This is a genomic window from Candidatus Atelocyanobacterium thalassa isolate ALOHA (genome assembly GCF_000025125.1).
Lineage (GTDB): Bacteria > Cyanobacteriota > Cyanobacteriia > Cyanobacteriales > Microcystaceae > Atelocyanobacterium > Atelocyanobacterium thalassae.
In genome coordinates this window covers 114,733-135,196 of the sequence record NC_013771.1, presented here as the reverse complement: position 1 = coordinate 135,196, position 20,464 = coordinate 114,733, and the positions used below count along the sequence as shown (strand labels likewise).

Below are 20,464 nucleotides of genomic sequence, written 5' to 3'. Positions count from 1 at the left end.
AATATGCAATTACTTTTTACAACTAATTGTTATTAGAATACACATTAATGCTTAACCTTAAAGACATCGTATATCATCCTCCTGCCTCCGCTGAACCTATTTTAAAATCTATTGCATTAGAATTAGGATTTAATCAATTAGGTGTTATTGTTGGTCCTAGTGGTTCCGGAAAAACAACATTGCTAGAAATTCTTGCAGGATTAGTAGAGCAAACCCAAGGAAAAATTTTTTGGAGTGGTCAAGAAATCACTAATTCAGAGTTACAACAAATATCAGGATTAGTTTTTCAATTTCCTGAACGCCATTTTTGCAGCAGTAATATCTTAGAAGAACTAAGATTAGGTCACTTAAAAATTACTAGAGAGGAAATTGAAATTGCTTTAGAAGAAGTAGGTCTACAGGATATCGTCTTAAGCACTTCTCCGCACAATATTAGTGGTGGACAGCAAAGAAGATTAGCTCTAGCAGTTCAACTAATTCGTCAACCTAACTTATTATTATTGGACGAACCAACAGCAGGTTTAGATTGGTCAATGCGTAAACAGTTAATTAATTTAGTATCTAAATTAAAACGACATTGGACTTTAATAATTGTTTCTCATGATCCTTCTGAGTTATTAACAATAGCTGATAAATGTTGGAAAATTAATAAAGGAAAGTTAGAACAAGTCAATATGAACAGTTAGAAAAAATTTTATTAACTATGTATATTAATTTTCTCCTTTGACTTATGTTGACTAGCAATCAGAGCGACTAAAAACCACCATAGAGTATTTACTTGTGGACGATACCAAACAGTATCAAATAAACCTTGCATCAATAAACCAACTATTGCAGCAACTGCAGCAATAATCCATATTCCGTGAGAGTTTTTATCATTTTTAAGTTTGTTAATTTTTTGTATTCCTTGATTAATTATTGTAAAAATAAGCCAAATAAAAATACTTAATCCCACTAATCCCATCTCTACTGCTGTCTCTAAAAAAACGGAGTATGCACTTAAAGCACTATATTTTGGGCTCATATAAAGTGGATATATTTTACTAAATGCATCATTTCCTGGGCCAATGCCTAGAAAAGGATAATCTTTTATCATATTTACTACTGATGTCCATACGTTGATACGAAAGTTATTACTACTATCGGCTCTTCCAATAAAAATACTCATAATTCTTGATTGTAAAATATCATTAGAGGCAATAAGAACGAAAATAAAACTTATTAATGTTCCAAATGTTATGGGTAAAAGCCACTGCCGCCAAAATAGAGGAAGTTCATCTTTAAACCATGTAAAAAGTAATAATGAAAATATTACCAAGCAGATTATAAGCGCTATCCAACCACTACGACTGCCTGTAAAGTAAAGACAAAAAGTATTGATTAGAAGAATAGTTAATGCTAATAATTTAGGTAATGTTTTTTGCCAAACAAAAAAAGCAGCCATGCTTAAAGCAATTGAAGGCAAGATATATGCGGATAATAAATTAGGATTACCTAAATAACTATAAACTCTAATTGAATTAGAAAAATAAGCAGTTGGATCGTTCCATGTCGCTAATTGTTCTACTCCGAAAAGTCTCTGTCTTACTCCATAAATACCTACCAATAGTCCGGATCCTAAAGTAGATAAAATCAACCAATTGGTTAGGATAGGTGAGCGTAGAATATGAGATGTACAAGCAAAAAAAATCAAATATAGCGTTAGTTTTATAAATCCCGAAAAAGCTGCATCTCTAACAGGAGAAAAAATAACTGCGATCGCTGAAATAACCCAATACAAAAAGACTAATAAATGTATGGAGTTGAAAACTGGTTGTTCACGTTCAGAAACAATTAATATTATCCAATACATGGCAATCGAGATAAGCCATATACCAATAACTCCCGTTGTAACAAATGGGCTAAACATCAATATAAGACTAATTAGCAAAGCACCAATAGTCTTTCCCCATCGCAATAGAAAACTAGATTGTCGCCAATTTCGAAATAAACCAACAATACGATAATAAAAGCTGGCTTTTAACCATATTTCTGGAGAAAAAGAAGAAAAAGTAATCAAACCCCAAATAAATTTCATAAATTATCTTTAAAAATTTTTATTGATTAATTATTTTGTTTTCCATTGATTTATAGCTAGAAAACTTATTAATTTAGAATCCAAAATTAAGATTTTGCGTCACATTTATAATGTCCTCAATTCTTCTTTTCCTGTTCCCTTGAAAACTTTTATTGTGTACTTTATAACTAAATTCAATAATGAATCTATTTAAAGGGAGATAACCTGTTGAATACGCTAATTCATCCTACAGCTATCATTCATAAGAATGCGCAACTACACCCTACTACTGAAGTAGGACCTTATGCTGTCATTGGTGATCAGGTTAAAGTAGGTGCACAAACGATTATTGGCTCTCATGCAGTTATTGAAGGTCCAACAGAAATTGGAATGAATAACTATATATTCCCTAGTGCAGTTATCGGAGCGGCTCCGCAAGATTTAAAATATAAAAATTGTTCTAGTCGCGTCGAAATTGGTAATGGTAATACAATTCGAGAGTTCGTCACAATTAATCGTGCGACTTTCGCTAATGAAGTTACTAAAATTGGTAACAATAATTTACTGATGGCTTACGTACACGTTGCTCATAATTGTTTACTTGAAGATAATATAATTATTGCTAATTCTGTATCTCTTGCAGGCCATGTCCATATTGAGTCCAGAGCTGTTGTAGGTGGTGCCTTAGGTATACACCAATTCGTAAGAATCGGTCGTAATGCCATGTTAGGAGGAATGAGTAGAATTGACCGCGATGCACCTCCATTTATGATGATTGAAGGGAACCCTTCTAGAGTAAGATCGCTTAATTTGATTGGATTAAAGCGTTCTGGGCTTACTGTCGAAGACATTCGTCATCTCAAAAAAGCATTTCGTTTACTATATCATTCTGGTTTAACTCTACAACAGGTATTAAAGCAATTAAAGACTTTTGAAAGTAATGAATATACTAAATATCTACATCAATTTCTGGAATTATCAATTACAGGAGAAAAAAGACGTGGATTAATTCCAGGTAAACATTAAAATAATTAGGGATTAAAGTAATTAATGAAAATTTTTGTTAGTACAGGTGAAGTCTCGGGTGATTTACAGGGCTCACTGTTAGTTGAGGCTCTTTATCGTCAAGCGAAACTTCAGAATATTCCTATAGAAATTATGGCATTAGGAGGTGATGCTATGATCTCTGCTGGTGCTGATTTGCTCGGCAATACAGCAGCTATAGGTTCTATTGGGATTATAGAAGCATTACCTTTTATAATCCCAACTTGGCGGATGCAAAATAGGGTAAAAGCTTACTTAAGAGATAACCCTCCAGATCTTTTAGTTTTATTAGACTATATGGGTCCGAATGTTTCTCTTGGCAAGTATGTTAGAAAAAATTTACCCCAAGTACCTATTATTTACTATATTGCACCTCAGTCTTGGGTCTGGTCTCCTAATAATAAAACAATTGAACAATTTGCTGAAATAACTGATCTTCTTTTAGCAATTTTTCCAGAAGAAGCTAGATTTTTTGAACAAAAAGGTGTCAATGTAAAATGGGTAGGCCATCCCTTATTAGATAGAATAGAAAAAGCTTCAACAAAAGAAGTGGCACGTCAATCTTTGGGTTTAGAAGTTGATAAACCTGTTATTGCGTTGTTTCCAGCTTCTAGATATCAAGAGTTAAAATATCATTTACCTTTAATTTGTAAAGCTGCTAAACAATTACAAACAAAAATTCCAGAACTTCATTTTTTATTACCTGTTTCTTTAAAAGAATATTACGGTACTATTGAAAAAATAGTTGAAAAATATGATTTATCAATTACTTTGTTGGACGGTCGTGGAATAGAAGCCATGGCTGCAGCCGATTTTGCAATTGCAAAATCAGGAACTGTTAATCTAGAATTAGCATTGTTAAATGTTCCCCAGTTAGTGTTATGTTTGGTCAATCCTCTAACTATGTGGATTGCTAGAAATATTCTTAAATTTTCTATCCCTTTTATGTCACCCCCAAATTTGATAATGATGAAAGAGATAGTGCCCGAATTATTACAAGAAGACGCTACTGTAGAATGTATTGTTGAAAAGTCTTTAGAATTATTATTAAATAACGAATGTCGCCAAAAAACATTATCAAATTATAAAGAGATGCGACTTCTTCTAGGGGAAACAGGGGTTTGTGATCGTGTAGCTAACGAGATTTTACATTATAAAAATACTTTAGAGTAATTAATTTTGGATCAACAAGATTTTTATATACAAAAAACTTATGCTAGTCTCCAAGATTGCTTATCTCGGTATACCAATAATCTAGAGTTGAAAGCATCCATTAAAAAAGAGCTACAAGTAATTGAACTAGGACTAGAAAGAGTTAATAATAATGTCATTAAAATTGCTATCTTCGGGTTAGTTAGTAGAGGTAAGTCTGCTATTGTAAATGCATTAGTTGGTCAAAATATTTTTAATAGTGAACCAATCAATGGAACCACAAAGTGGCCAAAATCTTTCCGTTGGTTTCCTAGTGATACTAAAGTTATATTAGAATTTATTGATACTCCAGGATTAGACGAAATCGACGGAATTCAAAAATCAATAATGTCCCAAGAAGTTGCAGAAGAATCAGACTTAATTTTATTTGTAATTTCTGAAGATATTATCGAAGTTGAATATAAAGCTTTGATATATTTAAAGAAACTATTAAAACCTATTATTTTAGTTTTTAATAAAATTGACTTATATCCAAAGAAAACTTGTCTTGATATTTATAAACATTTACAAGAATTTAGTAAGAATATTAAAAATGAAGAAGCACTATTAATTAATATTCAAGATATATTATTAGTGGCTGCTTCTCCTAGATCTATACCTGTAAAAGTCAGAAGTTTTGATGGGCAAATCAGAGAAGAATTAGAAGTTCAATCTCCTCAGATAGAAAGTTTAAGACATAAATTATTAAGTGTTTTAAATAAAGAAGGACGTTATCTTTTATGTATTAATGTTTTATTGCAAGCAAAAAAAGCTGAGGAAAAGATTGCTCTCAAAACAATTCAAATATTCGAAAAAGATAGTGAACATATTATTGATAAATATGTGAAGTATAAATCTTTGATAGTTTCTCTTAACCCTATTGCTATTTTAGATATTTGTGGAGGATTATTGATTGATTTAGTTTTAGTTAGGAAGTTGTTTAATTTATACGCATTACCTATTACAAATCACAACATAGATAGATTATGGTTACAGCTCTTTTTTAGTTCTGGTAAACTACTTCTTACCGAAATCCTTACTCACTTATTATTAAATATAAGTAAAACAGCAATAACATTTAACAACATACTAGATAGTTCAACATCTATAGAGTTTTACTCAGGTACTGCTATTTTACAAGGTGGAATTGCTGCTCATAGCACTTACAAAATAAGTAAAGCTGTTCAAAATTATTTAGTGGAAGGCTGTAGCTGGAGAATTTTAGGTTTAAGTGAAATAATACAAAATATCTTAAATGAAGCCAATGAAAATATGATTATATATAGCTTAAAGTTAAACTAACATACTATTTAGTGACTATAATCAAAAAGATAAGTTGTAAATATTTAAAACTTTAAAGATAGTAACAAAAGTTTTAAAATCTGTTTGATTAATAAAATTAGATTTTTAGTAACGCAGATTTAGTATTTAAATAAAATATATTATCAATACGGAACTCTTTAGTAATTTTATTGGTGAATAATTGAAGAAACTATAGTTTATCTTTTTATATTATTAACAAAAGAAGTAGGAATACTATTCTTTTTGTTATTAAAAAGATTGCTTAACTCGTATTTACCTAAAAGTAAAATAGCTATTCCTAAAGGAATAAAATAATAGATTCCACGATAAATTAATAGAGTGCCTAACAATTCTTCTGATTCAATAAATGGGGCAAGTAACAAAATCATGACTGTTTCAAAAACTCCTAATCCTCCTGGAACATTACTAGCTAGTCCTGCTACTTGAGCTAATATAAAAATTCCGAAAAAAGTAGGATAGGATAAAGATACTGAAGTCTTTAAAAGTATATAAAAGACCATTGCTGCAAGAGACCAGTCTAAGCTGGAAACAATTAATTGACCAATAGCTAATTGAGGAGAAAGATTAGGAATAACCCATTTTCCAATAATTAGAGGTTTTTGACGAACTACCGTAAAAAATAAATAAGCAAGAATTATAATTAAAAAAATTATTCCTAAAGGACGTACTGAGATAAAAGGGATATCTAATAAACGAGGAATCGCTAAAGGTTCTTTTAGGAAAAGGATACTACCAATACTAAATAGTCCCAAACAAAATGATAAATTGCAAAATGCCGAGATTTGTGCAATTGTAATCATAGAAAATCCCCAATTGGAGTAAAACCTATAGCGAATCATGCAACTACTTAATACGGCAAACCCTATGCTGTTGCTAATTCCAGAACAAATAATACCAACTAATATTTTTTTTCGATATGGTAATATACGACGAACATAAAATAGAGCAAGACATTCATATCCTGTCATAACAAGATAATTTAAGCCCATACAAGCAATAGCCCAAAGAATATTAGAAGAAGGAATTTTAGATAGACTATCCCAAAAATTTGCAGCTTGATAATGTTGAAAGTTATTTTGTATAGTCCATATTGACAAAGTAAAGACTGCTAAGCTGAAGCAAGGAGGAAGGAATCTTAAAAGGTTGTTCTTATCCATAAAATAGAAGATACAATGAACAAAATATTTGGTTTTATGTTTTAGAAAATCAGAGCATCACTATAAGATTTAGCATTACTACAAACTTCAGTGTTTATAGTGTTTTAAAATGATGCTAGTTGTTTATTTTTTACCTAAATTTCGTATCTTATGAACCTTAGTCATCTAGGAACATTCAAATGTCCATAAAATGGCATACTTTCTGAAAAGTGAGGGCGTTTGCCCTGTTCCCATTCAAACTCTGCTAACTCTAAAATACTACAAACTGTAGCTCCTATTTCTGATGTAACAATTAGAGGCTCATGGAATAAATTTAGATCTTTTAATACTTTTTCCCATTTGTCTAATTCCATCACAGTATCATTAACAACTGCAATTAAACCATTTCCTTTAGATTTCTTTTGATAAACTGCTCCATAAACTTGTCCTCTTGAAGCTTCCATTTGTACAGGAATTAACTCTTTAAATAATTTATTATCTTTATGAAACCAAGCAAATCCCGCTAATGTAGATATACTAAATAAAGGAATCTCAAGTTGTTGAGCTATTGTACGAGCAGCAGTTATACCAATTCTGATACCAGTAAAACTTCCCGGCCCTTTTGCCACGGCAGCAAAATTAATATTCTCCCATCTCTGGGGCTGAATAAATTCTTGTAAAATTTTATGTAAATGACTTGATAATTTTCGGTTAAGATCCCAAACTTGAGTACTTTTTTGTTGATTTTGTTTACCTAAACTAACCCCCAACTGAGTACTTGTTGTATGCAATCCTAATCCATAACTATAAGGATTTGGTGATGTCATAAGAAATAAATTATTATGTAATTGCTAATTTAATGGTATTTCATTAATCACAGTTTTCCTACTAAAGATTATTGATCTTTTAGATATTAAATATAAAGTTAAACATTCCTTCTTTAAAAGTACTTAATAATTAATTATATTTAAAAGTTTTTTTTAATCTTTAGATTATGTTAAAACTTAAAAAAAAGATTATCATAAAGTTATTATTGAGCAAAACAGGAAAAATTAAAATTTCCATGATGTTTTAAATCTAATATGAATAATTAAAAATCATTTTTATGATGATGCCAAATTTTTTTTTATCTTACCAAAAAGCTATCTTAGTAATAACTTTTGTTTTGTGGGCTAACAATAGTTTTGCTAGTGAATTAATGTTTTCTATTAAACAACCTTCTCTTTACAATAATTTAGAATCTACTCAACCACATAAAAACAGTTTTAGTAGAGTAGATTCTAAATCTTGTAAGTTTTTAATCCACAAAGAATTAGACAATATTATTCTTTCTCACCAAAAACATTGGGGAATATTAGTAGAGAAATTAGAAGATGGCACTGTGTTATATAGCCATAATCCAGATAAATATTTTATTCCTGCTTCTAATAATAAAATATTTACTACTGCTGCAGCATTACAGTTATTTAATCCTAAATCAAAAATTGGTTCTAAAACTTTAGAGTCTTGGGTTAACATTACCAACACCAAAAGCAATAATTATTATGCAGATACGTTACTTCGCTATATTGATGGGCAAGAAACTGCAAAAAAGGCTTTAGTTCAACTTGGTGTTACATCTAATAGTTTTCGTCAAATCGATGGCTCAGGATTATCTCGTCGTAATATAGCTACACCTCGTTCTTTAGTTACTGTTTTGAGAGCCATGTACTATACTTCTGCTAAACAATATTTTTATACTTCTTTACCTGTTGCAGGTTTAACAGGTACGCTTAGGAATCGGATGAAAAGTACATCAGCTCAAGGATATGTTTATGCAAAAACAGGAACTTTAAGAAATGTACGAGCATTGTCCGGCTACATAGATCATTCTTACCTTGGTATGATAGTTTTTAGTATTTTAGCTAATAATTCTAATATCTCAGGCCCAAATTTGATTAAAGAAATAGATAGGATGATCGTTCAACTAAGTAAAGTTGGTGTTTGTGATTACTGAGCTAATAGGAGTTTATCATTACTGTTTTTCTATCTAGGGATAATTTTTTAATGGTGTTTAAATAAGGTTATCTTTATTACTCAATATAACTTGTATGTAGTAAATGGTTGATTTTTTATCTTAGTAATCTTATCAAGATTACTAAGATAAATATTAAAAATTAGTAATTAACTAAATAATAAGAACAAATATCTTAACCTTCTTTGATTAAAATCTATTAAATTGATTTTCCTAGTTGAAAAGCTAATGCCTTCTTCTTCATTAGTTGAAAAATATTATAAAAACCATTAGCTCGAGATGGCGTTAAGCTAACTTTTAATCCTGTATCTTCAATGAAATCAGGATTTACTTCCAAAATTTCTTGAGGAGTTAGTCCATTTAGTCCTTCAATTAATAAAGCAACTAACCCTTTAACTAATTGGGCATCCGAATCTCCTTGATACCAAACTTTATCATCTTTAAGATCCGCGCTAATATATACTTTAGATACACATCCCTTGACCTGATTTGTCTCTATTTTAAAATTCTCTGGCATCTCTGATAGTTTTTTTGCATACCACAGTAATTGCTCGTAACTTTTTTTAGGATCAGAACGTCTCTTAAACTTTTCAACAATACAAGCTAAGTTAGATGGTAGAGAGTTTTCCGAAGATGACATAAGTAAAGACCTGTAATTTAAAAACTAACTTAAGTTTTCTCTAAAGACTTTATCTTAGCAAGTATAACTATGTAATATCAAGGTAACATTTATATTAAATAATTGATCTACACTATTGCAATACTGTAAAAAACCTTATCTCTCTATATACATAACTTTTTATATGAAAAATTTAATTAACAAAAACAACAATTAAAAAAAATTAATTTTTTTATATGTATTTAATTCAACATATAAAATCAAACCGATAATCTGAATATTTAAAGCTTATTTAAAGAATTTATATTTTAAAAAATACTATGAAATTTGTTGATGAATACCGTGATTCTGAGTTAATTAAAATATTTACTGAAAACATTATAAAAAATGTTAGTAAACCTTGGACAATTATGGAAATTTGTGGTGGGCAAACACACTCCATTTTTAAATATGGTATTGATCAACTTTTGCCTCCTGAAATAACTTTAATACATGGACCAGGATGTCCTGTCTGCGTAACCCCAATAGAATTGATTGATTATGCTTTAATTATTGCCAATTTACCTAATATTATTTTTTGCTCTTTTGGGGATATGTTAAGGGTTCCAGGGACAAAAAGAGATCTACTTATGGTAAAAGCTTCCGGAGGAGATGTTCGCATAGTTTATTCTCCTTTAGACAGTTTAAAAATTGCTCAAGAAAATCCTGACAAACAAATTGTTTTTTTTGCTGTTGGTTTTGAAACAACGGCTCCTGCAACGGCTATGGCTGTATACCAGGCCAGACACCAAAATATTAAAAATTTTTCATTATTAGTCTCTCATGTTTTAGTTCCGCCAGCAATGAAAATGCTTTTATCATCTTCTAATTGTGCAATAGAAGGATTTTTAGCTGCTGGACATGTCTGTACAATAACTGGATATAAAGAATATCAATCTATTTCTGAAAAATATAAAATCCCTGTTATCGTAACAGGATTTGAACCCTTAGATATCTTAAAAGGAATCTATCAATGCATATTACAACTGGAAGCTGGTGAGTTTAACTGTAAAAATCAATATTCTCGTTCTGTGAGTATTGATGGAAATGTACTGGCGACAAAACTAGTTCAAGAAATTTTTATGACAGTATCTCGTTGTTGGAGAGGTATCGGTGAAATTCCAGAAAGTGGTTTATCTTTAAGATCTGAATATCAAGAATATGATGCTTTAAATCGTTTTCAAATTTTTGTAGACAAACCTATTCCAGAATATCCACAAATATGTATTAGTGGTGATATCATGCAAGGTCAAAAGAAACCTTATGATTGCCCAGCTTTTGGTAGCACATGTACTCCAGAAAACCCTTTAGGTGCACCTATGGTATCTTCAGAAGGTAGTTGTTCAGCCTACTATAGATATCGTGGCTATTCTCAAATTTAGAAATATATAAATTATATTTTTTAATATTATTTTCAGAAATCAGACAGAGATCCAATACTTCTTGTGTCAATTTGAGTATATTCTTTCTTAAATAAGTTAGATAGAATTTTGCCTGGTCCAATTTCTATTATATTAGTAATTTCATGCTCTACCATGAAAACCATGGTTTCACGCCAACGAACTGACCCAGTCATTTGTTTTTTTAAGTTTTCTTTTAAGATAATTTCAGAAGTCCTTGGAACTGCTTCAATATTTGAAAGAATGGGAATTTGTGCTTCTTTAAAATCAGTATTTTCTAATAATATTTGAAATTGTTCTGATGCTTCTTTCATTAAATGAGAATGAAATGCCCCAGACACCTTAAGCTCAATAGCTCTTTTCGCTTTAATCTTATGAGAAACTTCATCAACTGCTTGAGGAGTACCTGAAATAACTACCTGTTGTTCACTATTATCGTTAGCTAAAACTACATCAGGAGTATTTGCAATTATTTCATTGAGAGATAAACGATCAAATTTTATCAAAGCAACCATTTTCCCTCCAACAGCTTTATTCATCAACTCTGCACGACTTTTAACCAATTTCAGCCCTGTAGTAAAATCAAAAACCTCCGCTGCATATAAAGCCACATATTCCCCTAAGCTATGGCCGGCTAGAAGATTTGGATTGACTTGATTCTCTTTTAATAAACGAACAAGAATACATTGGATTACATAAAGACAAGGTTGAGTATATAAGGTTTTAGATAAATTTACTGTATCACCTTCACATAACTCAAGCACAGACCAACCTAAAATATCTTGCGCTTCTTTAAAATACTCTTCTCCTAAAGAAGTTGTTGCTAGATCTTTCCCCATGCCAACTACTTGTGATCCCTGTCCTGGGAATACCCATGCTGTTTTTGTCACCATATTTTTTAAAAAATGTTTAATAAAAAGATTAAACTTCAACAGTCCATCTAAAAATAACTGCTCCCCAGGTTAAACCAGCTCCAAAACCTGAACTAGCGACAATATCACCTGATTTTATCTTGCCAGATCTTACCGCTTCATCCAAAGCTAATGGAATAGATGCAGCTGATGTATTTCCATATTTACTAATGTTTGAAATTACCTTTTCTGATGGAATTTTTAGTTTTCTAGCAACTACCTCTATGATTCTTTGATTTGCTTGATGTAGGATAAGCCAATCAATATCATTAGTTGTTAATTTTGCTTTATGGAGAGCCTTTTCAATAACTTCTGGAACCTTTTCGATAGCAAAGCGATAAACTTCTTTCCCCTTCATTGTAACAAATTGATAATTACCTTGATTAATTTCCATGCCATTTTTAAGGAATTTAGTTTGAAAATCATATGCTAGATTCAAGGATTCATTCTGCTTCCCGTCACTATACATAGCGAAACCTAGTAAGTGATCATTTTTGACAGCTCGTTGACAAACCACAGCCCCAGCTCCATCTCCAAATAAAACACAAGTGTTACGATCAGACCAGTCTACCCAGCGAGAAAGCATATCACCACCAATTATTAGAACTTTTTGATAAACTCCTGAATAAATAAATTGAGCGGCTGTAATTAGTCCGAACACGAATCCTGAGCAAGCTGCTGTTAGGTCAAAAGCCACTGCATTATCAGCTTTTAGTATATTTTGAATTTTAGATGCACTACCAAACAAATCATCAGCTGTAGAAGTTGCTAAGATAATTAAGTCAATATCAGAAGGAGAAAGACCTGCCATAGTAATTCCTTTAATTGCAGCTTCAGCTGAGAGATCACTTAAAGACAAGTTATTTGTCGCTAGACGTCTTTCTTTGATACCTGTTCTACTATAGATCCATTCATCAGAAGTATCTACTAGATAACTTAAATCTTCGTTTGTCATTATTTGTTTTGGTGTAGCCGAACCACAACCAGTAATAGCTATACCAATATCTAATTCTCTCAATAATTATTCCCCCTGATAATTTTTTAACATAATTGAATAAAAGAGGATCTAGGATTAAAATTTTGAAAAATTATTTTTATTATTTCTAATGATATTTTTCAATCCTCTATATTAAAACTAAGAATATGAAAAAAGAAAAGCAGTGAATAGTAAATTAAAAATTAATGGCATTTAAGATTTTTATTTTCGCTATCATGCAATTTGCTAATTAGGGCTTTCTGGTATTAGCTTATCTCCGTAAGAGTTAATTTGTTCCAATACTTTGTGATCAATAGCCTCTTTTGCTAAACGAATTGCATTAAAGATTGATGGAGCTCGAGAACTACCATGACTAATAATACAAATACCAGCTACTCCCAATAGTAATCCACCACCATGTTCAGCATGGTCTATTCGTTGTTTCAGTTTTTTAAGGTTGGATTTTAAAATAAATGTCCCTAATAATCCTCTCCAGCCTTGAGGTAGTTCCTCATGCATAATTTGCAATACTACGTCACCAACAGCTTCGGCAAACTTAAGTAAAACATTACCTACAAAACCGTCACAAACAATAACATCAAATTTTCCTGAAAGTATATCTCTTCCTTCAGCATTACCAATAAAAGGAATTGTTTCATTATTTTCTAATAACTTATGAGTTGCTAAAGCAAGATCATTTCCTTTACTAGATTCTTCTCCAATGTTAAGTAATCCTACCTTAGGAGTGTTGATTCCCATCACATACTTACTATAGATTGTTCCCATTAAAGCAAATTGCTCTAAATATTTAGGACGACAATCTACATTAGCTCCTACATCCAAGACAATAACTGACTTATTTGCTATGAGAGTTGGAAAAACGGCTCCAATAGCTGGACGATCAATACCTTTCAGGCGACCTAACTTGAGAGTAGCAGCTCCCATTGCTGCTCCAGAATGTCCAGCAGAGATTACTGCATCTGCACGATTTTTCTTAACTAAGTCCATAGCAACATTAATTGAAGCTTTAGGCTTACGACGAAGTTCGTTGATCCCTTCGTGCATAGCAATTATTTCATCTGCATCTACTATTTCAATATTAGAAAATTTACTACTATCTTGAAAAGATGCTTGAATTTGCTGACGATTACCTACCAACAAGATGTCAACATCTAATTCTTTTGAGGCTCGGATAGCCCCTTTTATGATTTCTATAGGAGCATAGTCTCCTCCCATAGCATCTACTGCTATTCTTGCTCGATTCCCTGCCATTAGTCAAAATCATAGAAGCCATAAAAATTTTAACAGAAGCATTGAACAATTCTAAATAAAAAATTAAAAATCATTTAAATAATTAAATTAGACAAAAGCACAATGTCGAAATATTATTATCATTTTTCACACTAGACTTTTATTTCTGTAATTTTAATAATATGACTTTATAAAATATTAAATTTTTTATTTATGTGACTAGTTACTTCTAAAGCATTCTAGATGACTTAGAAACATTTTTTTAACTTAATATTAGTTATGATATCGGCGTTGATGCCGATATCATAACTAAATTATTTTAGCAATACGTAATCCAAAATATAATCCAAGAGCGATTACAGTATAAGAAATAATATATCCACTGAATCCAGCAATAGCATATCCTGACATTAGTTTTAAATACTCCTTATTAAGCGTATTACAATATTTTAACTCTTTTATGTATCTTCTTCAGTGTAAAAATAAAAAATTTTAAGTTTACATATCACAAGATATATTTAGCGAGTAGATTACATAATTAATGCGTATGTAAAATATTAGCAATATTATTTATTTTATATACTGATACGATAGTATGACTAGTAAATACATAAAGTTCTTTCTTCATAAATATTAATGCTACAAGATAGAAAATAACTACTTTTACTATGTAGATTAAGTTGAACAGATTAACAACAAATAGTTAATATCAATTTATTTTTTTACAAAGTTGCTAAACATTAAATCTAAATAAAATTACATCTCCCTCTTGAACAACATAGTCTTTACCTTCACTTCTTACCAAACCTTTCTCTTTTGCTAAAGTAATATTTTTACAAAATACTAAATCTTTATAAGAGATAGTTTCAGCACGAATAAATCCTCTTTCAAAATCTGAGTGAATTACACCTGCAGCCTGAGGAGCTTTCATTCCAGCATAGATAGTCCAAGCACGAGTTTCTTTAGGACCAGTGGTTAAATATGTTCTTAATCCAAGCAAATCATAAACTGCTTTGATTAAAAGTTTTAAGCCGCCTTCGCTTACTCCCAAAGCATTTAAAAACTCCAATTTTTCTTCATCTGAAATTTCTATTAGTTCTGATTCTACTTGGGCAGAAACTACAATTACTTTTGCATGACTATTAGAAGCAAAATTTCTTACTTCTTGTACCCAATCATTTTCTGAACTCAAATCATCTTCGGAAACATTAGCAGCATAAATAACTGGTTTAAGAGTCAGTAATTCCAGAGGTTTAATTAATACTCTTTCTTCTTCTGTCAGCTGTAGATATCTGACTGGCATACCCTTATTGAGCTGAATAGTGAATTTTTCTAAAATAGATATTTCTTCTTGTTCTTCCTTTTGATTACTTTTCTGTTTCTTTAATCTAGTTAGGCGTTTTTCCACCTGAGAAAGATCAGCCAAAGCTAGTTCTAGATCTATTGTCTCAATATCTCTTGTTGGGCTGACAGAACCTGATACATGAATAATATCATCATCATCAAAACAACGTACCACATGAACTATGGCATCTACTTCGCGAATATTAGCTAAAAATTTATTTCCAAGACCTTCTCCTTGTGCAGCACCTTTGACTAGTCCAGCAATATCTACAAATTCAACACGAGTTGGTAGAATTTTTTCTGACTTAGAAAGTTCGGCTAAAACTTTTAATCTTTCGTCAGGTACAGATACCAAGCCTACATTAGGTTCGATAGTACAAAAAGGGAAATTTGCTGCGTCTGCTTTAGCATTAGCAACCAAAGCATTAAATAGTGTCGATTTTCCGACATTAGGGAGTCCAACTATTCCAGCTTTTAGCATCTACTTTGTATTAATTTCAAATTATTCATTACTTATTATAGTCATCTATGACAAATAATCAATTTGTATTGTCCCAAGCTTTTATAATACATTGACCATATAACTAGGCATCTTTACTCTAGTAAAAAAATTAGATATAAATTACTTTTTTACAAGCTATCTCGTTTAATAATTAAGTAAAGAATTTAATTATTGAAAAAATTAGGGTTTGGAGTAATCTAAAATAATTAAATCATAGTAAAGTGATTACTCCTATAGGTTTTACAGTTAATTAATTTCTACGTATTCACATATAGTTTTAGGACTAGGGAAAGAATTACCTTCCTCCTCTAATCCACCTAGATGATTAGAAATTGAATTATATATAAGTTCCCTTGTCTCTTCTACAGTTTTTCCAACTGCAGAACATTCTGGTAAATCAGGAACATAAGCTCCATAATAATATTTTCCTTTTTCAATAACTACAGCATATCGCATGAATGATCCTCTTTCTCTTAGCTCCATTACTCTAATGTTAATATATTTTCTTGTACTCATTTATTAAATTTTTTCTAATTAATAAATAGAAAAAATAAACATATTACAAATATAAGTAGTTAAAGTGCTTGAGCTCTTAACCAAGCAATAGGTAAATATATGATTTTTTTAAAATTTGGGACAAAAGCACGTTTGGAAAATACATCATATTCATTAGCTTCAATAATATCTAAGATACCTTGATAAAGCATCAAAGCCGACCATACAGGCCAGCGAGAATCTCTAGATAAAATTCTGATTCCGCGTTCAGCTTCTTTATAGTATTGTCTAGCTCTTTGAATCTGAAAATTCATTAAATTCTTCCAACGATCATCTATTACTCCATTGAATAGATCTTCTTCAGTATATTTAAAACGTTCTAAATCTTCTAGAGGTAAATATATTCGCCCTCTTTGAGCATCTTCGCCAATATCTCTAAGAATATTAGTTAATTGATTAGCGATACCTAGTGCAATTGCCTCTTCTTTAGGAATATTCTGCTTAAACTGCGATTCCCAGGGGACGATGGAAGGATGCTCTTCAACGCCCAAAACCGCATTAGACATAAGTCCTACTGTTCCTGCGACACGATAACAATAGAGTTTTAATTCATCAAAGGTTTGATAGCGATTGCGATACAAATCCATTTTTTGACCAGCTATCATATCTTTAAATGGAGTAATTTCTATTGGAAAGTTTCTTAATGTATCAACTAAGGCAACATCTTCATCATCCAAAGGATAACCTGCAAATAAATGCTCTAAATTATTTTCCCATTGTTGTAAAGTTTCTGGTGTTGTAAAGTTAGCTTGAGCTCCATCAACTAATTCATCAGTTCTTCGACACCAAACGTAGAGAGCCCAAATTGCACATCTTTTCTTAGGCGGCATTAATAATGTTCCTAAGTAAAAAGTTTTAGAATATTTTTGAGTAATTCGACGACAGCGTTCATAAGCCTCTAAGACAGAATTTAGGGCTTTTGGGGTTTGGGGAGTTTTAGGAATTTGTAGCATTCAGCACAAGCAGAATGATTTTTATAACGATAAAGATAGAAAAGAATCAATGAACTCTTAACTTTTTAGATATATCTATCATTGTTACATTTAACGAATAGTTTTATCTTTATGAGGAAAGAATCTATTGATCATAGTACTATTAATGACAGCAAATATGCTAGAGATGTTTCTCTAGTTTTAGAAACTTAAATTGGATAATCCTTAACTATCGCTTGAGCAGCTAATTTTCCAGATAATACTGCTCCCTCCATACTACCTAAGTATTTTTGCATAGTATAGTCTCCAGCTAAATAAAAATTAGGGATAGAAGTTCTTTGAGAAGGACGATGAGCCTGTCTATTAGGCGTTGCTTTATAAACGGAACGAGGAGTTCTGACTATATGATATTTTAAGAGTTTAGCTTTTTGTTTGCCTTCAAAATGTTGAGGAAAAAGTTTTTGAATTTCCATCATAGTAACATCAATAATTGTTTGATCACTTTTATTAATCCATTCCTGTGCAGGAGCTAGGATTAGTTCTAACATAGATTTATTAGGATCAGAATACTCTCGACAAGTATTACTCATATCAGCATATACGCTCAGTAAGTCAGAGCGAGAAAATAGCAAATGATCAATGTCAGTAAGTTTTTTATCAAACCAAAGATGAAGATTTATAACAGGAACCCCTTCTAATCCTTCTAACTTTTTAAACTCTTCTAATTCTTTCCATGCTTTTGGTAATTTGGCTTTTAATGGGTCAACTGGCATTGCAGATATATAAGCGTCTGCTTCAATAACCTGATCTGGTTCACCGTTACGGCCTCCAACTAAAAATCCTTTAACATTATTATCTTCTGTTAATAAAATTTCTTTTAAAGAAGTGTTTAATCTAACTTCTCCTCCTTTATCTGTAATGTAATCTATTAATGGTTGGCATAATCTTTCGGTAGGAGAACCGTCTAAGAAAGCCATCTTTGAACCATTTTTTTCTTGTAAAAATCTGTTTAAAGCTGTTAAGAGAATGGTAGCGGAAATTTCATCCGGGTTTATGAAGTTTAAAGCTTTAGACATTGCTATAAAAACTTCTTTTTCTACTCTAGATGGAATATTTTGCTTTGAAATCCATTCAGACCAAGAATAGCAATCCATTTCTTCAACGTAATTTTGTCCTTTTATGATGGCAGGAAGAAGGCCAATCCCAAATTTAATTTTTTCTTCCCAAGTCAACATATCATTATTTCTTAAGATAGCTACCATTCCGTTTATGGGTGCGGGAAGATCAGGGAAATCAAAGCGTGAATAAGTTTCACGATTCTCTAACTGGTTAAAGATCATAGAGTGTGTTTTCCACTGCAAATGATCTTCAATATCAAGTTCTTTGAATAACTGAAGTAAGTTAGGATAAGCACCAAAAAAAATATGCAGCCCAGTTTCATACCAGTCGCCATCTTTATCTTTCCAGGCAGCTATTTTACCACCAGGAACACTCTGACGTTCTACGATAAGAGGAGTATGACCATTATCTACAAGATATTTAGCACAAGAAAGACCCGCCAAACCCGCTCCAGAAATTGCAACTAACATTTTTTATTATTCTCTATAAATATTTTGTATGCATTCTATTATACTTTGGACTTTACTATGTTTTAATTATCTCAAAATTTTTCTTGATTTTTTATTTGTTTGGACTTCAAAAACAAGAGCCAAAATACCATCCTAAATTCAAGCTATCCCATTCACTCTAAAAGGCGATATTCGTCATTAAGGTAATTAATATTTTAAAATTTGATAAAGTCAAAAAACTTGCTAAAAATATTTAATTTTTTATTATTAAGATTTCTAAGTTTTTACATTATCTTCTGCTGAATTATCTAGAGGATAAATTATAGGAGAAAATTCTTGTAGTTTTTTTTTCGACAATAGTTTGTACTCCATTGCATTAGTTACCGATTCAATTATTTGTGCGGCATAAACCTGCTGTTCTAAACTTTCGGTCTCAGATACTAAGTCGCTCAAGCCATCTATAAGCTTACGGATATTATTTCTAAAAACGGGATCGCCTGTTAATTCTTCAACATCAGAAGTGATTTTTTGAGCATTATCAAAAGTTACACGCGCAGAATCTAAAGTTTGTTGAATAGTAATTATAACTTCAGGATCGCTTAAAGATTTAGATAAGTTTTGTAAGTTTTTTGCTGTCAACGCTGCATTAGACATGAGAGATTCTAGATCATTTGCAAATTGTTTTATATCAATCTCACTAATTCCTTGATTGATTTTATCTACTGTTACTCCAAAATTGAGAGCTAGTAAACGTATTTGATCACTAGTTTGTTCAATACTATTCAGTGTATTAACTATGTTTTCTCTATTTTCTTCTACTAAAGTATTTAAATTATGAGTTAAATTAGCAGCTCCTTTAATTGTTTTATCAACATCGGTACGATTTTCTACTATTATAGAATCAACATTTCTTATTAATTTAGAAGCATCTTGAGCCGCTTGGTCAGTATTACGAATAGCATCCCCTATACCATCAATTTGACCGCGAGCAACTTCTGATAATTTTGTTACCTCTTGACTAAGGACAGCAATTCTATCTCCTGCTTTTGATACATTTCTTACTGCTGAATTAACATCACCAATAAATTTAGGATCACTATAAGCATTGCTTAAACGCGTCAATGCCTCAACTAACTGAGAACCTGTCTTACCTATCACTTCATCATTATTGCAAAGTATTTGCCTTTCTTTTATGCACTCTTCACTAATAGGATCAATAGCTAGCTCTTGTTCGGAGAGGTTGTGTGATGGAGTAATATCAACTGAAGCTTCACCAATTAATCCATAACGATTAATTTGAACATTAGAATCTTTTGGGATTCTTAATTGATTAGAAGAAATTTCTAAAATGACTCTTACTCCATTACTATTAGGTTGAAGACCTAATATTTTACCTACTGTTACACCTCTGTATCTTATAGGTGCACCAACTTGCAATCCACTAACATTTTTAAAATTAGCAAAAAACTGATAAGTTTTCTGCCCCAAAACACCTCCTCGCAGCCAGACAACTAATCCTCCAAAAATAGTCAAACCGAAAATAACAAACAAGCCTACTGAGCCCTCTTGAAGGGTTCGCATTCTTAACATAGTTCTTCCTCAC

19 protein-coding genes are annotated in these 20,464 nt (G+C 31.3%); 6 read left to right on the top strand and 13 right to left on the bottom strand.

Annotated elements, in window-relative coordinates:
• Nucleotides 1–47 precede the first annotated feature (47 nt).
• Nucleotides 48–686 (top strand): ABC transporter ATP-binding protein, encoded by a 639-nt coding sequence (locus tag UCYN_RS00575; RefSeq protein ID WP_012953543.1) that lies wholly within the window; start codon nucleotides 48–50, stop codon nucleotides 684–686.
• 11 nt (nucleotides 687–697) lie between these two features.
• Here UCYN_RS00575 and UCYN_RS00570 read toward each other — a convergent pair whose 3' ends face one another.
• Nucleotides 698–2,077, bottom strand: coding sequence for an IctB family putative bicarbonate transporter (locus tag UCYN_RS00570; RefSeq protein WP_012953542.1), 1,380 nt, complete (start codon nucleotides 2,075–2,077; stop codon nucleotides 698–700).
• A gap of 183 nt (nucleotides 2,078–2,260) precedes the next feature.
• Here UCYN_RS00570 and lpxA point away from each other — a divergent pair, with 183 nt between their 5' ends.
• From lpxA to UCYN_RS00555, 3 genes are read left to right on the top strand one after another with little or no spacing between them, the layout of a single operon-like run.
• On the top strand, nucleotides 2,261–3,082 hold the full coding sequence (gene lpxA, locus UCYN_RS00565) for an acyl-ACP--UDP-N-acetylglucosamine O-acyltransferase (RefSeq protein ID WP_041487706.1): 822 nt from the start codon (nucleotides 2,261–2,263) through the stop codon (nucleotides 3,080–3,082).
• Nucleotides 3,083–3,106: 24 nt separating this feature from the next.
• On the top strand, nucleotides 3,107–4,273 hold the full coding sequence (gene lpxB / locus UCYN_RS00560) for a lipid-A-disaccharide synthase (RefSeq protein ID WP_012953540.1): 1,167 nt from the start codon (nucleotides 3,107–3,109) through the stop codon (nucleotides 4,271–4,273).
• A 6-nt stretch (nucleotides 4,274–4,279) separates the two neighbouring features.
• On the top strand, nucleotides 4,280–5,593 hold the full coding sequence (locus UCYN_RS00555) for a GTP-binding protein (protein ID WP_012953539.1): 1,314 nt from the start codon (nucleotides 4,280–4,282) through the stop codon (nucleotides 5,591–5,593).
• Between the two features lie 197 nt (nucleotides 5,594–5,790).
• Here UCYN_RS00555 and UCYN_RS00550 read toward each other — a convergent pair whose 3' ends face one another.
• Together UCYN_RS00550 and tsaB are read right to left on the bottom strand one after the other, a co-directional pair.
• Nucleotides 5,791–6,771 (bottom strand): lysylphosphatidylglycerol synthase domain-containing protein, encoded by a 981-nt coding sequence (locus UCYN_RS00550; protein ID WP_012953538.1) that lies wholly within the window; start codon nucleotides 6,769–6,771, stop codon nucleotides 5,791–5,793.
• Nucleotides 6,772–6,932: 161 nt separating this feature from the next.
• Entirely contained in the window at nucleotides 6,933–7,577 is a 645-nt protein-coding gene (gene tsaB, locus UCYN_RS00545) for a tRNA (adenosine(37)-N6)-threonylcarbamoyltransferase complex dimerization subunit type 1 TsaB (RefSeq protein ID WP_012953537.1), read from the bottom strand.
• A gap of 278 nt (nucleotides 7,578–7,855) precedes the next feature.
• On the opposite strand from tsaB, the gene UCYN_RS00540 reads away from it, so the two are divergent.
• Nucleotides 7,856–8,746, top strand: a complete 891-nt coding sequence (locus UCYN_RS00540) for a D-alanyl-D-alanine carboxypeptidase (RefSeq protein WP_236608131.1) — start codon at nucleotides 7,856–7,858, stop codon at nucleotides 8,744–8,746.
• Nucleotides 8,747–8,963: 217 nt separating this feature from the next.
• Here the strand turns inward: UCYN_RS00540 and UCYN_RS00535 are convergent, their stop codons facing one another.
• Nucleotides 8,964–9,404, bottom strand: coding sequence for a SufE family protein (locus tag UCYN_RS00535; protein ID WP_012953535.1), 441 nt, complete (start codon nucleotides 9,402–9,404; stop codon nucleotides 8,964–8,966).
• Between the two features lie 299 nt (nucleotides 9,405–9,703).
• On the opposite strand from UCYN_RS00535, the gene hypD reads away from it, so the two are divergent.
• Entirely contained in the window at nucleotides 9,704–10,804 is a 1,101-nt protein-coding gene (gene hypD / locus UCYN_RS00530; protein WP_012953534.1) for a hydrogenase formation protein HypD, read from the top strand.
• 32 nt (nucleotides 10,805–10,836) lie between these two features.
• Here the strand turns inward: hypD and fabD are convergent, their stop codons facing one another.
• The 9 genes from fabD to UCYN_RS00485 all read right to left on the bottom strand — a co-directional run bounded on the left by fabD (nucleotide 10,837) and on the right by UCYN_RS00485 (nucleotide 20,451).
• Nucleotides 10,837–11,715, bottom strand: coding sequence for an ACP S-malonyltransferase (gene fabD / locus UCYN_RS00525; protein WP_041487801.1), 879 nt, complete (start codon nucleotides 11,713–11,715; stop codon nucleotides 10,837–10,839).
• Between the two features lie 28 nt (nucleotides 11,716–11,743).
• The gene (locus UCYN_RS00520) at nucleotides 11,744–12,751 is read right to left on the bottom strand and encodes a beta-ketoacyl-ACP synthase III (RefSeq protein ID WP_012953532.1); all 1,008 of its coding nucleotides are present in this window, start codon (nucleotides 12,749–12,751) and stop codon (nucleotides 11,744–11,746) included.
• Between the two features lie 204 nt (nucleotides 12,752–12,955).
• Nucleotides 12,956–13,981, bottom strand: a complete 1,026-nt coding sequence (gene plsX, locus UCYN_RS00515) for a phosphate acyltransferase PlsX (protein WP_012953531.1) — start codon at nucleotides 13,979–13,981, stop codon at nucleotides 12,956–12,958.
• Nucleotides 13,982–14,269: 288 nt separating this feature from the next.
• The gene (petL, locus tag UCYN_RS00510) at nucleotides 14,270–14,371 is read right to left on the bottom strand and encodes a cytochrome b6-f complex subunit PetL (protein WP_012953530.1); all 102 of its coding nucleotides are present in this window, start codon (nucleotides 14,369–14,371) and stop codon (nucleotides 14,270–14,272) included.
• 322 nt (nucleotides 14,372–14,693) lie between these two features.
• Entirely contained in the window at nucleotides 14,694–15,785 is a 1,092-nt protein-coding gene (ychF, locus tag UCYN_RS00505; RefSeq protein ID WP_012953529.1) for a redox-regulated ATPase YchF, read from the bottom strand.
• Between the two features lie 267 nt (nucleotides 15,786–16,052).
• Complete coding sequence (locus tag UCYN_RS00500) at nucleotides 16,053–16,322, bottom strand: type II toxin-antitoxin system HicB family antitoxin (RefSeq protein ID WP_012953528.1); 270 nt, start codon at nucleotides 16,320–16,322, stop codon at nucleotides 16,053–16,055.
• Nucleotides 16,323–16,381: 59 nt separating this feature from the next.
• Nucleotides 16,382–17,314: a 15-cis-phytoene synthase CrtB gene (gene crtB / locus UCYN_RS00495; protein ID WP_012953527.1), complete on the bottom strand. Its 933-nt coding sequence runs from the start codon at nucleotides 17,312–17,314 to the stop codon at nucleotides 16,382–16,384.
• Nucleotides 17,315–17,502: 188 nt separating this feature from the next.
• The gene (pds, locus tag UCYN_RS00490) at nucleotides 17,503–18,882 is read right to left on the bottom strand and encodes a 15-cis-phytoene desaturase (protein ID WP_012953525.1); all 1,380 of its coding nucleotides are present in this window, start codon (nucleotides 18,880–18,882) and stop codon (nucleotides 17,503–17,505) included.
• A gap of 255 nt (nucleotides 18,883–19,137) precedes the next feature.
• Nucleotides 19,138–20,451, bottom strand: coding sequence for an MlaD family protein (locus UCYN_RS00485; RefSeq protein WP_012953524.1), 1,314 nt, complete (start codon nucleotides 20,449–20,451; stop codon nucleotides 19,138–19,140).
• Nucleotides 20,452–20,464 lie beyond the last annotated feature (13 nt).

Bases quoted from the DNA above. Each gene is read 5' to 3' on its own strand.
- UCYN_RS00540 (WP_236608131.1), top strand. From the start codon at position 7,856: ATGATGATGCCAAATTTTTTTTTATCTTACCAAAAAGCTATCTTAGTA.
- UCYN_RS00535 (WP_012953535.1), bottom strand. From the start codon at position 9,404: ATGTCATCTTCGGAAAACTCTCTACCATCTAACTTAGCTTGTATTGTT.
- pds (WP_012953525.1), bottom strand. From the start codon at position 18,882: ATGTTAGTTGCAATTTCTGGAGCGGGTTTGGCGGGTCTTTCTTGTGCT.
- hypD (WP_012953534.1), top strand. From the start codon at position 9,704: ATGAAATTTGTTGATGAATACCGTGATTCTGAGTTAATTAAAATATTT.
- tsaB (WP_012953537.1), bottom strand. From the start codon at position 7,577: ATGACATCACCAAATCCTTATAGTTATGGATTAGGATTGCATACAACA.
- fabD (WP_041487801.1), bottom strand. From the start codon at position 11,715: ATGGTGACAAAAACAGCATGGGTATTCCCAGGACAGGGATCACAAGTA.
- UCYN_RS00485 (WP_012953524.1), bottom strand. From the start codon at position 20,451: ATGTTAAGAATGCGAACCCTTCAAGAGGGCTCAGTAGGCTTGTTTGTT.
- UCYN_RS00500 (WP_012953528.1), bottom strand. From the start codon at position 16,322: ATGAGTACAAGAAAATATATTAACATTAGAGTAATGGAGCTAAGAGAA.
- plsX (WP_012953531.1), bottom strand. From the start codon at position 13,981: ATGGCAGGGAATCGAGCAAGAATAGCAGTAGATGCTATGGGAGGAGAC.
- UCYN_RS00575 (WP_012953543.1), top strand. From the start codon at position 48: ATGCTTAACCTTAAAGACATCGTATATCATCCTCCTGCCTCCGCTGAA.
- lpxB (WP_012953540.1), top strand. From the start codon at position 3,107: ATGAAAATTTTTGTTAGTACAGGTGAAGTCTCGGGTGATTTACAGGGC.
- petL (WP_012953530.1), bottom strand. From the start codon at position 14,371: ATGTCAGGATATGCTATTGCTGGATTCAGTGGATATATTATTTCTTAT.
- UCYN_RS00550 (WP_012953538.1), bottom strand. From the start codon at position 6,771: ATGGATAAGAACAACCTTTTAAGATTCCTTCCTCCTTGCTTCAGCTTA.
- UCYN_RS00570 (WP_012953542.1), bottom strand. From the start codon at position 2,077: ATGAAATTTATTTGGGGTTTGATTACTTTTTCTTCTTTTTCTCCAGAA.
- crtB (WP_012953527.1), bottom strand. From the start codon at position 17,314: ATGCTACAAATTCCTAAAACTCCCCAAACCCCAAAAGCCCTAAATTCT.
- ychF (WP_012953529.1), bottom strand. From the start codon at position 15,785: ATGCTAAAAGCTGGAATAGTTGGACTCCCTAATGTCGGAAAATCGACA.